12 protein-coding genes are annotated in these 13192 nt (G+C 27.7%); 6 read left to right on the forward strand and 6 right to left on the reverse strand.

All coding sequences use genetic code 11. The features are described from left to right. Position 1 precedes the first annotated feature (1 nt). Together V3V28_RS02400 and V3V28_RS02405 are read left to right on the forward strand one after the other, a co-directional pair. On the forward strand, positions 2-1024 hold the full coding sequence (locus V3V28_RS02400) for an acyltransferase family protein (protein WP_331363425.1): 1023 nt from the start codon (positions 2-4) through the stop codon (positions 1022-1024). Next, positions 990-2501 carry a phosphoethanolamine transferase gene (locus tag V3V28_RS02405; RefSeq protein ID WP_331363426.1) on the forward strand — a complete coding sequence of 504 codons (1512 nt, stop codon included), beginning with the start codon at positions 990-992 and terminating at the stop codon, positions 2499-2501. Before V3V28_RS02400 ends, V3V28_RS02405 begins: the two co-directional genes overlap by 35 nt. Before the next feature lie 13 nt (positions 2502-2514). Here V3V28_RS02405 and V3V28_RS02410 read toward each other — a convergent pair whose 3' ends face one another. From V3V28_RS02410 to V3V28_RS02435, 6 genes are all read right to left on the reverse strand, one after another. Beyond that, a complete protein-coding gene (locus V3V28_RS02410) occupies positions 2515-2910 on the reverse strand; it encodes a class I SAM-dependent methyltransferase (protein ID WP_331363467.1) in 396 nt (131 codons plus the stop codon). Between the two features lie 5 nt (positions 2911-2915). Next, positions 2916-3332, reverse strand: a complete 417-nt coding sequence (locus V3V28_RS02415) for a hypothetical protein (RefSeq protein ID WP_331363427.1) — start codon at positions 3330-3332, stop codon at positions 2916-2918. Continuing rightward, on the reverse strand, positions 3310-3660 hold the full coding sequence (locus tag V3V28_RS02420; RefSeq protein ID WP_331363428.1) for an SdpI family protein: 351 nt from the start codon (positions 3658-3660) through the stop codon (positions 3310-3312). The genes V3V28_RS02415 and V3V28_RS02420 overlap by 23 nt, the downstream gene beginning before the upstream one ends. Before the next feature lie 144 nt (positions 3661-3804). Then, positions 3805-4668 (reverse strand): acyl-CoA thioesterase, encoded by an 864-nt coding sequence (locus tag V3V28_RS02425; protein ID WP_331363429.1) that lies wholly within the window; start codon positions 4666-4668, stop codon positions 3805-3807. A gap of 9 nt (positions 4669-4677) precedes the next feature. Then, a complete protein-coding gene (locus V3V28_RS02430) occupies positions 4678-5850 on the reverse strand; it encodes a GNAT family N-acetyltransferase (protein ID WP_331363430.1) in 1173 nt (390 codons plus the stop codon). Between the two features lies 1 nt (position 5851). Further along, positions 5852-6745 carry a metallophosphoesterase gene (locus V3V28_RS02435; protein WP_331363431.1) on the reverse strand — a complete coding sequence of 298 codons (894 nt, stop codon included), beginning with the start codon at positions 6743-6745 and terminating at the stop codon, positions 5852-5854. A gap of 146 nt (positions 6746-6891) precedes the next feature. Between V3V28_RS02435 and V3V28_RS02440 the strand changes: the two genes are divergently transcribed. Genes V3V28_RS02440 through V3V28_RS02455 form a run of 4 tightly spaced genes read left to right on the forward strand, consistent with a single transcriptional unit; the run spans position 6892 to position 13172 of the window. Then, positions 6892-7356 carry a MarR family winged helix-turn-helix transcriptional regulator gene (locus tag V3V28_RS02440; protein WP_331363432.1) on the forward strand — a complete coding sequence of 155 codons (465 nt, stop codon included), beginning with the start codon at positions 6892-6894 and terminating at the stop codon, positions 7354-7356. Between the two features lie 10 nt (positions 7357-7366). Further along, entirely contained in the window at positions 7367-8482 is a 1116-nt protein-coding gene (locus V3V28_RS02445) for an efflux RND transporter periplasmic adaptor subunit (protein ID WP_331363433.1), read from the forward strand. Between the two features lie 24 nt (positions 8483-8506). Next, positions 8507-11863: an efflux RND transporter permease subunit gene (locus tag V3V28_RS02450; protein ID WP_331363434.1), complete on the forward strand. Its 3357-nt coding sequence runs from the start codon at positions 8507-8509 to the stop codon at positions 11861-11863. Next, positions 11850-13172, forward strand: coding sequence for a TolC family protein (locus V3V28_RS02455; RefSeq protein WP_331363435.1), 1323 nt, complete (start codon positions 11850-11852; stop codon positions 13170-13172). The genes V3V28_RS02450 and V3V28_RS02455 overlap by 14 nt, the downstream gene beginning before the upstream one ends. Positions 13173-13192: the final 20 nt, after the last annotated feature.

The raw sequence follows: 13192 nt of genomic DNA on the forward strand, positions 1-13192 counted from the left end.
AATGCATACCAAAAAAGAGAGAATAAATTGGATAGATTTAGTAAAAGGATTTGGTATTATTTTAGTTATTTATGGGCATAATTATCCTTATTTAGAAAAGTATATCTATAGTTTTCACATGCCTCTGTTTTTTTTTATGAGTGGGTTATTTCATCCTAAAAGGCTTACTATAGAGATTGTAAAAAAAAGAGCAAAACAAATTATAATTCCTTATTTCTTATGGAGTTTTTTACTTTTCCTGTTTTGGTTTTTTATAGGTAGAAAATTTGGAGATTCTACTAATTTGGGATTAAGTGCTTTTAAAAACTTTACAGGTATCTTTTATGCACAAGGAGGTCATGATTACATGAATTGGGGTCTTCAAATGTGGTTTTTACCAGCTATATTTTTAAGTTTTTTGTTTTTTGGAATTGTAAGAAAACTAAAGAAAAAAAGTTATCAAATTTTATGTATTTTACTTTTGATTATTACTGGTTTTCTAATTCCTAAAATTTTAGAAATTCATCTTATTTGGAGTATAGATGTAGCTTTGGTATCTTTATTCTTTTACGCAGCTGCATTTTATCTTAAAGATTTTTTTCTGAATAGTAATAATCAATATGAAACAATTATTATTTTTATATTGTTTTTAGTTCATGTTTTAATTTCATTTAATCTTATTGATAAAATAGATATGTATAGATCTATTTATGGGAATGAATTTTTATTCTTATTAACTGCTAGTATTGCAATTAGCTTTTGGATGTTAGTTTTTAGGAGGTTAAAAAGGTTTAAAAAACTTAACTTTTTAGCTTTTATAGGTAAAAATACCATTCCTGTTTTAGCAATGCATATTAGATCTATAACAGTTATAAAACTCTTTCTATTATTACTTTGGAGTTCAAAATCTTTTGCATTTAGTGAGTTTGAAAAAATAATTCTTGTAGTTTTACAATTAATTATTATGTATCCTGTTATTATTTTTATCAATAAAAAAGCACCTTTCTTAAATGGAAAAAATAAAGTTATGGATCCCAGAAATTAAATTTCATTTAGGGCTAAACATCTTAATTGCAGTTTTTATAACCATTGCATCTTATGTACATTTTCCTTTTGGAAGTCTTAAAGGTAATTTAGTTTATTTAGCTCATTTCTTACTGCTACAATTTTCTTTATTCGGCTTTATTTATATTTTCAGTTTATTAAATAAAGTATTTAAAATTGTCTTTCCAATATTATTTATATTAGCAACATCATTCTCTTTTTGGGTGTATACACAAGACCTTACTATTGGTGTAGGCATGATACAAGCAATTTCAGAAACAAATAGTGATATTGCTATAGATGTTTTAAGTTATCAATTTGTTCTTTTTGTACTGTTGTCATCTTTTAGCCTTTTATTATTTTTTAGACTTCACAAAAAGTCTAGAGTAAGTAGTATAAAGTCACCACTTTTTTTCCTTGCCATTTTTGGTGTCTTAACTTTCTTTGTAGTAGAAAATTATAAGTATGATGCTTTTAAAAATAGACTTCCTTATAGTCTTTATTTTGCTTCCGTTAAATATGCTAATAAGCCGAAAATAAAATTAAAAGAAGTCAAAGAACAAGTGTTTACAAAAGAAGAAAACCTTCATATTGTTTTGGTCGTAGGAGAATCTGTAAGAGCAGATCATTTATCTTTAAATGGATATAATAGAAATACCAATCCATTACTTTCTAAACAAAAAAATTTAATAAGTTTTAAAAAAGTGTATACTCCTTTTACTTTTACATCACAGAGTTTACCACAAATTTTAACAGATAAATCTATAGATAGTAAGCAAAGTCATCAAGAAGCTACAAGCTTGTATTCTGTTCTAAATAAGGCTTCTTTTAAAACAGAATGGATTGGAAATCAATCAATAGAAAGAAGTTACAAAGACATTATTTATTCTAATACATCTAAAATTATTATTGATAAGTTTCACTCCTTTCAAAGTTTTAAAAAGCAAAAAGATTTAGTTTTATTAGACCATTTTTCTATTGAGGATTCTAAATTAGAGAATAGAATATCTACGCTACATATGATTGGCAGTCACTGGTATTATAATAGTAGAATTACTAGTGATTTTCAATATTTTAAACCAATTATTTCTAGTAAGTATATTGGTTCTCTAACAAAAGATGAGTTGATTAATTCTTACGATAATACCATTTTATATTTAGATAATTTTTTAAACATCTTAATAGAAAAACTGAAACAATCTTCTAAAAACACAATTCTAATTTATTTATCAGATCATGGAGAAACGCTAGGTGAAGATGGTAAATGGTTGCATGCACAAAGGCATAAAGCTGCAAGAAACCCAGCAATGTTAGTTTGGTTTTCTAATAATTTTAAAGAAAAATATCCTTTAAAAATTAACCAGTTAAAATTTAAAAAACAAGATTCAATTACAACAGATTTCTTGTTTCACAGTATTTTAGATCTAGGAAAAATAGAAAACTATAAGTTTGAAAATAAAAAAAGTATTTTTGATTAGTTTTTAATCGCTTTTAAAACCCTACATCTTGTTGAGCTTTATTGTTTTTTACTTTACCAGGAATGTGCTTTAAGACTTCTAAATTATTTTTGTTACACAAGTTTTTAAAAAATTCTGGAGATTGATAAGAAGCAAATAGTCTATTTCCTTCTTTTTTATATGCATGTACTACAAGGTTTCCTGTATCATATAATTCTTGTTCTTTTGGTAAAAGCTTAAATTTATGAACTTCTCCATGCGTAGTTAAAATAAGCATTCCACTTGGTTTTAAAACTCTTGTTAACTCTTTCAACCAAGAATAATGTAATTCTTCAGATAAATGTGTAAAAATTGAAATTCCATAAATAGCATCTAAAGAAGTATTTTTGAAATCTAAAGGAGGTTTTAAGCCATTTAGTTTAAATTGAATTCCTGTTAAATTTCAGTACACCATTTTACATATTTGTTATTGTAATCTGTACCGTAAAAAGAATTTGTTTTATCTAAAAGAGAAGGTAAATGCCTAATAATTCTTCCTGTTCCACAACCCCAATCTAAAATTGAAATATTTTTTAACTCTTTAAATTCTTTGATAAAGTCTACAATCCATGCAGCTGTAGGAACTCCATTTGTATAAAAACTTTTGTAATTCATGTTAAAAGTTTCATATAAATAGAAATCTGGAGGAAGCTTAACATTTGGATTATTTTTCCTAAATAAATTATTACTTTCTTTATTTTTTAATTTCTCACGATAAAAATTAACTTGCTCAATAACAGGAAGTAAATTTAATTTAGATAATATTTTTTTAAGGACAATTTTTTCATCGTTACTTCTTTTTTTTCCCTTCATCTGTAAAATTATCGGTCAAAGCTCGTTCTGTTTTTACAATGCTTACAATTACTGATAAAAAAACAAATGCCATTGGTTGCCAAGTTAGTTCAGCTTTTACAAAAGTTGCAAAAAATAAACCAGCAATAAATGAAATACCAGCGTAAATTAATAAACTGTTATTAAAAGTGCTATTTGCAAAATCCCAAATTTGTTGATTTAACATCGCTTTTGGAGTTTTATATCCATAAAGACTATTGATTTTTTTTGGCGGAAATTTCCAAAAAATAAAACTCAATAAAAAAAGTAAACCATTAGTGGTTACAACGTATGTTAAAGCATCATTCATAATTTTGTTATTTTTTTTATTTTCACTGTCACTTCGAGTGATTTCGTTTTTTCAACGAAATTGTATCGAGAAGTTTTTAATTGGTTCTCAATACAATTTTTTCATTCTTCAAAAATCACTCGAACTGACAACACTTTAGATTACCTATTTTTTAGGACGCATTAATCCTTCTTGTGCAAAAGAAGCAACTAATTTACCATTTCTTGTAAAAATATTTCCTTTAGCCAAACCTCTTGCACCATACGTATTTGGTGATTCTGCAGAAAAAAGCATCCAATCATTAAAATCGAAATCTCTAAAAAACCACATAGAATGATCTAAACTTGCAGTTTGGGTATTTCCAAAATTATACTCTTTTGCATTTGGGTTAAAAGCAGCATTTAATACATTATAATCAGAAATATAGGTTAGAATTTGGTGCTTTAAAGCTAAATCCATTTTTGGGACATCCCCTTTTAATTTAAACCAGATGTCTTCTGTAGCTTCTCTGTTTTCTGGTTCTAAAGGATTAGGAATGTGTACTGGTTTAAAATCAATAGGGCGTTCAATACTTAAAAAAGACTTGATGGATTTAGGTAAAAAGTCTCCAAATTGAGTAACCATATCTTCCCAACTTAATAACTCTTCTGGTTGTTTTAAGTTACTTTTCATTTTAACTTGATGCTCAAAACCTTCTTCTTGCTTATGAAAAGAAGCCGCCAAAATAAAAATAGTGCTATCTTTTTGTTTTGCAGTAACTCTTCTTGTAGAAAAACTACCACCATTTCTAACTTCTTCTACATGATAATTTATAGGAATTAATAAATTACCAGCTTCTAAAAAGTAGCCGTGTAATGAGTTTACAAAACGTGTTTCTGAAACGGTTCTATAAGCTGCATTTAAAGATTGCGCCAAAACTTGACCTCCAAAAACATTCGGACTTCCAATAGTAACACTTTCGCCAGAAAAAATATTATTTCCTAAATCTTCTAAATTTAAAAGATCTATAAGTTCTTTGTTGTTTTTCATAGGTGTTGGTTACTTTTTAAATGGAAATTTCTGTTGAAAAGGTGTTGGTTGAATTCTTTGTAAAAATAACTTTAAAATTCTATTTTTTATACTTTTTTTATGACGTAAATACATGGTTAAATCTTGTGGAATTGCACCAACAGAGCTTTTAATCTCGCTAGCAGTTCTTCCAAAATTTAAAATGTTTAATTTTTTATTAATAGCAATTTCTATGTAATCATATAACATTCTCTGGTAGATTGCATACTCTCTATTTAGTTGATAGTCAATACCTACAAAATGAGCATCTAAAGACTTATTATTGATTACACCAGAAATAAAACCTACAATTTTATCGTCTAACCAGTAGGTTTTTAGTACATAGTTTTCGTCTAATTTTTCTTTTAAATCTTTGTATGTCTCTAAATTAAAATCTCCCAAATTAAAATCTGCATTCGAAGCAACTTTTTTGTATAAATTAGTCATTTCTGGCAGTTGATTTACAATGTTTTCTGCGGTAACTTCTTCAATTCTAATTTCAATACTTTGCTTAAAAGCTTTTCTTGCTTTTACTCTAAACTTGGTTTTCATTGCTGCTAAGTAATCATCAAAATTTCGCCAATTTTCATCAATTTTAAGCATCATGTTTGGTTCAACAGAAAACGGATGATAATTAAAATCCTTTAATTCATCCGTAATAAATAAAGATTCATTTATAAAATCTTTTAATAGAAATGCATCAATTTTTAACTTTTTATCACTTTTTACAAAGTGAAGAATTGCTTTTGCTAACTCTTTAATAATGGTTTTTTTATCTTGATTTTGGTTGATAAAAACACCATGTTCACCACTCACAAAAGTATTACCAGCAATTAATAATTTTAAAGGTTTTTTATTAGGAAAAATGTGTAGTTTTCTCGCTATATTCTTCAGTTTTCTAATTAGAAGTTCTAAATCATTTCTAATTCCGTCTATCAAAAAATCTATTATTTGAATGGAAGCAAGAGCTGTTGGTTCATTCTTATCATTCACTAAAACGATATAAGAAAATGTAATTTTTGGATGATTTTTTTCAATAGATTTTAAAAAATCTCTTTGAAAATAGATATTGCTTTCGCAATTTAAGGATTGCCAAATTTCTTCAGAGATTTCATCTACCGAAGTAAAAAATAATGCATTATTTGTGTTAGTGCAGCAAATCAAATTAATTCATATAATGTGTTAAGTTTTCTGGGCCTTCTAAAATGGTTCTCTTTATTTGCAAAGTTCCGTTTTCTAAAGTTATAATGTGCCATTTTATAAGGCAAATTTCATTGTTTTCAATTTCAATACCTGTAATAGATCTTGGGTGTACACAACTACCATCATTAAAAAACGGAATTTCATTTTTATCAGGAAAACGAGGTCTGTGTGTGTGACCTGTAATCATCATTTGATTGTTGTTTTCTTGAATCCATTTTTCTAATTTATATTCTACTTTTATGCGTTCTCTAAAATTTTGAGCTGGACTTGTTGGGTCCGAAAAACCTAATATTTGCAAAGGTTTCCAAAGTACTTTTACCAAAAAACTACTAAACCTCCAAAATACATAATTAAACCAGTCTGCTTGATGACCGTGTAAAAGAAAAATTCCTTTTCCAGTATTTTCATCTTCTAAAACAATTGCTTCAGAAAAAGATGCACCTATTAGTAGCTCTTTTTTCGATTCTGTTACAGAGTCGTAATAATAATGTAAGTTCTTACGAATTTCAGCTGGGTTTTTATATTTCATATCATGATTACCCCAAATGAAGTGCAACCGGTTTTTATCATGAAATTTTTTCAACCACAAATAAATGTGTTTATTGGCTTTAAATATTTTTGAGAAGATTCTGTTTTCCCAAAGTTCATCTCCATCGCCCAACTCAATATAGGTAAAATCGTTTTTATAGTAATGCTCTAATGCATGTTTAAACATGTTTCGGTTATGCGCAAAATCATCTGCAAAACCATTGTCTCCTCTATGAGAATCGCTAAAAAACACAAATCTAGAATCTGCATTAAAACAAATTCTTTTTGCATTTTTAAAAGCACGAGAAATTCTAAAGTTAGAAGACATTTTTACTCTTTTTTGAAGATATAAAGATGCTAAAAAAAAGTGGTTTTTTAAATTTTACTTAAACAAACTCATTTATAACTTTTTTTTAACAAAACATTAATTAGTTGCACATGCAACTAATTAATGTTTATAGCTACATTTGCACTGTGAAAAAAGAAATAAAAGATATCGATTTTGAAAATTCTATTGGTCCTTGGTTAGGGAAAACAGGGAAACTGGTAGATTATTTTATTCAGGAATCATTTAAATCAAATAGCTTAGATCTTACCAAAGAACAAATGATTGTGCTTAAGAAGCTGCACGATCAAGATGGTTTAAATCAAAATGAACTCGCTTTTCTAACATTAAGAAATAAGTCTTCGTTAACACGTTTACTTACTAAAATGGAAAGTAAAAAATACATTTTTAGAGAACATAGTAAAGAAGATAAGCGTATTAAAAATGTTTATTTGACTCAATTCGGAAAAGAAGTTTTTAAAAAAACAAAACCAGTTATTCAGAATTTAATAACAACAATGGAACAAAATATTTCTTTAGAAGAAAAACAACAGATAATAAAAATATTTAAAAAAATACAAACCAATTTTTGCTCAAAAGCAGAACATATTTAATTAACTATACATGAGAAAAATAATTTTAGCTATTCTAGGAGTTTTAACTGTTGCAGCTGCTGTCTTTTTTGGAAATCGTTTGGTAGAAAAAAATCAAAAACCAAAACCAAAGTTTAAGAAACAAATAAAAACTGTTTTTGTACAGAATGTAGAAAACAAGGAAATTCCTATTATTCTTTCTGCTAGCGGAAACTTGGTTGCAAAAAATAAAATTGACTTATTTTCTGAAGTTCAAGGAATTTTAAAGACTTCTAATAAAGCTTTTAAACCTGGAACAAAATATTATAGAGGCGAAACTTTATTAAGTTTAAATAGTGATGAATTTTATGCAGGTTTACAATCTCAAAAAAGTAATTTGTATAATTTAATTACTGCAATTATGCCAGACTTAAGACTAGATTATACAACAGAATTTAGCAAGTGGGAAAACTATTTAAAAAGTTTCGACATTAATAAATCGACACCAAAATTACCAAAATTTACAACTGATAAAGAAAAATATTTTATTTCTGGTAGAGGTATTTTAACGGCTTATTATAATGTTAAAAATCTAGAAGTTCGTTTTGCCAAACATCGTATAAAAGCACCTTTTTCTGGTACGATAACAGAAGCATTAGTAAGCCCTGGAACATTGGTTAGAGTCGGACAAAAATTAGGAGAATTTATAGATCCAAGTATTTATGAAATGGAAGTTTCTATCAATTCTAAATTTGCAGATTTATTAAAAGTTGGAAATGCAGTAGCGCTTTCTAATCTAGAAAAAACGAAGAACTATTCTGGAAAAGTAGTTAGAGTAAATGGAAAAGTAGATCAAATTTCACAAACAATTAAAGCTTTTATTGATGTAAAACATAAAGACTTAAAAGAAGGGATGTTTTTAGAAGCTTATTTAGTTGCAAAATCTGAAAGTGAATCTATAGAAATTTCTAGAAAATTGTTGGTTGATAATAATGCAGTTTACACAGTTAAAAATGATACTGTTTTAAGTTTGGTAAAAGTAAAACCTGTTTATTTTGGATCTGAAAAAGTAATTATTAAAGGCTTAGAGAATAACGACCAGATTTTAACGCAAACACTTCCAGGAGCATTTGATGGTATGATTGTGAAAATCAATAAAAATAAATAGTTACTGAAATAAATTCAGCATTAAATGAAAAAAATAATTACTTATTTTATAAAATATCCTGTTGCTGTAAATGTAATGATTTTTGCATTTATAATTTTTGGTGCAGTAGGTGCAGTTAGTATGAAATCTTCCTTTTTTCCACTGGTAGATTCACAATTAATTAGAATTAGCTTAATCTATCCAGGTGCTTCACCAGCAGAAATGGAAGAAGGTGTCGTCTTAAAAATTGAAGATAATTTAAAAGGAATTGTTGGTGTAGAAAGAGTTACTTCTGTGTCTAGAGAAAATTCTGCAAGTGTAAATGTTGAGGTAGAAAAAGGTAAAAATATAGATGTTGTTTTATCTGATGTAAAAAATGCCGTAGATAGAGTTCCTTCTTTCCCTTCGGGAATGGAGCCACCAGTTATTGCAAAAGTAGAAAGCATAAGACCAACCATTAGTTTTACAGTTAGTGGAGAAAATGTAGCGCTAAAATCTTTAAAACAATATGCTAGAAATATCGAAAATGACATTCGTGGAATCGATGGAATTTCGCAAGTTGCTATTTCTGGTTTTCCAGATGAAGAAATAGAAATTGCAGTTCGAGAAAGTGATTTACGAGCCTATAATATGTCTTTTACTGAAGTTTCTACTGCCATTAGAAATTCGAATATTTTAATAACTGGTGGTAATATAAAAACAGCAGATGAAGATTATTTAATTCGTGCAAGAAACAGATCTTATTATGGTGTAGAGTTGCAAAACTTAATAGTTAGAACAGAAACTTCTGGGAATATTATTCGTTTAAAAGATGTTGCTTCTGTAAATGATATTTGGTCAGAAAATCCAGACAGATTATTTTATAACGGGAATCTAGCCATAAATATAACTGTAAGTAATACAAATAATGAAGATTTAATTACCTCTGCAGATAAAATTAAAGAGTATATACATGAGTACAATCAGAAACAACAAAATGTACAATTAAATGTTTCTAGCGATGCTTCCATTACTTTAAATGGAAGAACAAAATTATTGATAGAAAACGGTATTGTAGGTATACTTTTAGTGCTTTTTTTCTTGGCTTTATTTTTAAACTTACGCTTGGCACTTTGGGTCGCTTTTGGTTTACCAGTAGCTTTTTTTGGTATGTTTATGTTTGCTGCTCAATTTGATGTTACCATAAATGTTTTATCACTTTTTGGGATGATTATTGTAATTGGTATTTTGGTTGATGATGGAATTGTAATTGGAGAAAATATTTATCATCATTATTACGATTTAGGGAAATCTAAAATAAACGCAGCAATAGATGGTACAATGGAAGTAATTCCGCCAATTGTTTCTGCAATATTAACAACAATAATTGCTTTTTCTACTTTCTTTTTTGTGGATGGTAGAATAGGAAGTTTCTTTGGTGAAGTTTCTACAATTGTAATTTTAACGTTAACAGTTTCATTAATTGAAGCCTTGGTAATTTTACCAGCACACATTGCACATTCGAAAGCTTTAAAAAGAAGAAAAGAAGAAAATTTAGCTTCTAATTTTAATTTTAATGATCCTTGTGTAGAAGTTATTGAAGAAAACAGTGATCAAATAATTGTCAGAAAAAATAATCAAATAATTGAATTAGAAAAGGTCAATAAAATAGATCAGTTTTTTAGTAAAATAAATAAAAAAGCAGATGTTTTTTTAGGAAAGTTTAGAGACAATTATTATGTGCCTTTTTTAAAGTTTTCTTTAAAAAATAAATTCTTTATTTTTTGTGTTTTTGTAGCTACACTCTTAATTAGTTTTTCTGCCTTACAAGGTGGTGTTGTAAAAAGTTCTTTTTTCCCAAGAATTGCTAGTGATCGAATTCAGATTACATTAAACATGCCACAAGGAACCAATGATAAAATTACAGATTCTATAATCTCTTCAATAGAAGAAAAAGTATGGTTAACAGAAAAAGAATATTCAGAAAAGCAAACTGGTAATATTTCTATTGTAGAAAATGTTATAAAAAGAGTGGGCCCAGGAAGTGCAAATGCAACTTTAACTGTAAATCTTTTACCAGGAGAAGCAAGAGATTTTTCATCACCTGAAATCACCAATTCTATTCGAGATAAAGTTGGTAAAATTTACGGTGTAGAGAGTTTAATTTTTGGTTCTGGAGGTAATTTTGGTGGAAGCCCAGTTGCAGTTTCTTTATTAGGAAATAATATTACAGAATTAAAAGCAGTAAAAGATGAGCTAAAACAACATTTAGAAAATAACCCATTATTAAAAGATGTTTCAGATAATGATCCTGCAGGAATTAAAGAAGTTAGTATTAAGCTAAAAGACAATGCGTATTTATTAGGTTTAAACTTACAGTCAGTAATGTCTCAAGTTAGAGCTGGTTTTTTCGGTTTTCAAGCACAGCGTTTTCAACGTGGTCAAGATGAAATTAAAGTTTGGGTTCGTTTTACTAAAAAAGACAGATCTTCTATAAAAGATTTAGATGACATGCGTATTGTTGCGCCAAATGGAACTCGAATTCCATTTTCCGAAATTGTAACCTATAAAATTGAAAGAGGAGACATTGCTATTAATCATTTAGAAGGTAAAAGAGAAATTCAAATTACGGCAGACTTAAAAGATTTAAGTGCAAGTGAAACCGATATTTTAGACAATATTAAAACGGTAATTATGCCAGAAATCTTGTCTAAATACCCAACAGTAAAACCAATTTACGAAGGTCAAAATAGAGAAGCTAAAAAAACTACAGATTCTATAGGTGTTGTTGGTCCAATTATTTTATTGTTGATTTATATTGTAATTGCATTTACTTTTCGTTCTTATAGTCAACCAATATTATTAATAATTATGATACCTTTTAGTATGATTGGTGTTATTTGGGGGCATTATTTCCACAATTTTGCATTAGGTATTTTATCTTTTTTAGGAATTATAGCACTTATTGGAATTATGGTAAATGATGGTTTGGTGTTAATAGGAAAATTCAATAGTTATTTAAAAGAAGGTTTAAAGTTTGATGATGCTTTAGTAAAAGCAGGTCAATCTCGTTTTAGAGCAATTTTCTTAACTTCTTTAACAACAGTTGCAGGTTTAGCGCCTTTAATTTTCGAAAAAAGTAGACAAGCACAATTTTTAATACCAATGGCAATTTCTATTGCGTATGGTATTGCAATTGCAACCGTTTTAACCTTGGTAATGTTGCCAATGATGTTATCTGTTTCTAATGCAATAAAAGTGAATGTAAAATGGCTAATTACAGGTAATAATGTAACAAAAGAAGAAGTAGAACGAGCTATTAAAGAATCTAAATTCGATGAAAATGAAATTAATAATATTTCTGAAAACAACGAAGAAAACTTACAAATAGAGACTAAAAAAGACAATTATGAAATTGAATAAGAAAGCAATTATTTTAGTCGTTTTTTTATCGACTTTACAGGTTTGTTCACAAGAAATTCTTACAAAAAAAGAAGCCTTGAAAATTACTTTAAAAAATAATTTTGGAATTAAAATAGCCAATAATAATATTGAAGTTGCTAGTAATAATAAAAGTATTTATAACACTGGTTTTTTACCAACAGTTTCAGCTTCTTCTGGTGCAAATTACAGAAAAGGAGATCAGACAAATAAACGTGAAGGAGAAGTTGCTGCTACTAATGAAGCAATTACAAAATCCTACAATGCTTCAATTAGTTTAAATTATACAATTTTTGATGGATTAGGAAGAAAATACAATTATCAACAATTAAAAGAAACCTATAACTTAACAGAGTTACAAGCAAAAGAGACAATAGAAAATACGTACCTGCAATTGTTTACAGTGTATTTTCAAATAGCAAGATTTTCTAACAATACAGATAATCTAAGCGAAGCACTTGCTATTTCTAAAAGAAGAATGCAACGTGCAAAATATCAATATGAATATGGACAATCTACCAGATTAGAATTGTTAAATGCAGAAGTAGATGTAAATAATGATAGCATTGCATTAATTAATTCTAAACAATTATTAAGCAATGCAAAACGAGGTTTAAATGTAGTTTTAGGTACTCAAAAAGATGTGAATTATAATGTAGAAACCAATGTTTCTTTTAACAAATTGTTGGTTTTTGATGAACTAAGAATTAAAACATTGTCGAATAATACGGTATTAAAACAAAACGAAAAAAATATTGCTATTAGCGAGTTTAATGTGAAAGTAAATAAATCTAATTATTTACCAAGTTTAGGCTTAAATACTTCTTATGGATGGAATAAAAGTGAAAACCCAGCTGGTGCTTTTTTTGGAGCTTCTACTTCTTCCTTTAGCGGAATAAATGCGGGTTTAAGTTTATCTTGGAATTTATTTGATGGTGGAAGCACTAAAACAAGAGTTTCAAATGCAAAAATTGCATTAGTAAATCAGCAAATATTGTTGGAACAACAAAAAGTAAATGTTGAAAATAACTTAAAGAATACTTGGGAAAATTATAGAAATCAATTATTCGTTTTAAAAGCACAAGAAACAAACGTGTTAACTGCAGAAAACAACTTCAAGAGAACAGAAGAACGTTTTAAATTAGGGCAAGTTTCTTCAGTAGAGTTTAGACAAGCACAAATTAACTTCATTAATTCTAAAACTGCTTTTAATAATGTAAAATTCGATGCAAAATTGATAGAATTAAAATTGCTGCAATTAAGTGGAGATATTTTAAATGTAAAATTCTAAAAACTGATTTTTATCATAAT

The organism is Polaribacter sp., assembly GCF_036480315.1.
Classification (GTDB): Bacteria; Bacteroidota; Bacteroidia; order Flavobacteriales; family Flavobacteriaceae; genus Polaribacter.

Coding starts and splice junctions, on each gene's coding strand:
- V3V28_RS02400 (WP_331363425.1), top strand. CDS start 2: ATGCATACCAAAAAAGAGAGAATAAATTGGATAGATTTAGTAAAAGGA.
- V3V28_RS02405 (WP_331363426.1), top strand. CDS start 990: ATGGAAAAAATAAAGTTATGGATCCCAGAAATTAAATTTCATTTAGGG.
- V3V28_RS02415 (WP_331363427.1), bottom strand. CDS start 3,332: ATGAAGGGAAAAAAAAGAAGTAACGATGAAAAAATTGTCCTTAAAAAA.
- V3V28_RS02420 (WP_331363428.1), bottom strand. CDS start 3,660: ATGAATGATGCTTTAACATACGTTGTAACCACTAATGGTTTACTTTTT.
- V3V28_RS02425 (WP_331363429.1), bottom strand. CDS start 4,668: ATGAAAAACAACAAAGAACTTATAGATCTTTTAAATTTAGAAGATTTA.
- V3V28_RS02435 (WP_331363431.1), bottom strand. CDS start 6,745: ATGTCTTCTAACTTTAGAATTTCTCGTGCTTTTAAAAATGCAAAAAGA.
- V3V28_RS02445 (WP_331363433.1), top strand. CDS start 7,367: ATGAGAAAAATAATTTTAGCTATTCTAGGAGTTTTAACTGTTGCAGCT.
- V3V28_RS02450 (WP_331363434.1), top strand. CDS start 8,507: ATGAAAAAAATAATTACTTATTTTATAAAATATCCTGTTGCTGTAAAT.
- V3V28_RS02455 (WP_331363435.1), top strand. CDS start 11,850: ATGAAATTGAATAAGAAAGCAATTATTTTAGTCGTTTTTTTATCGACT.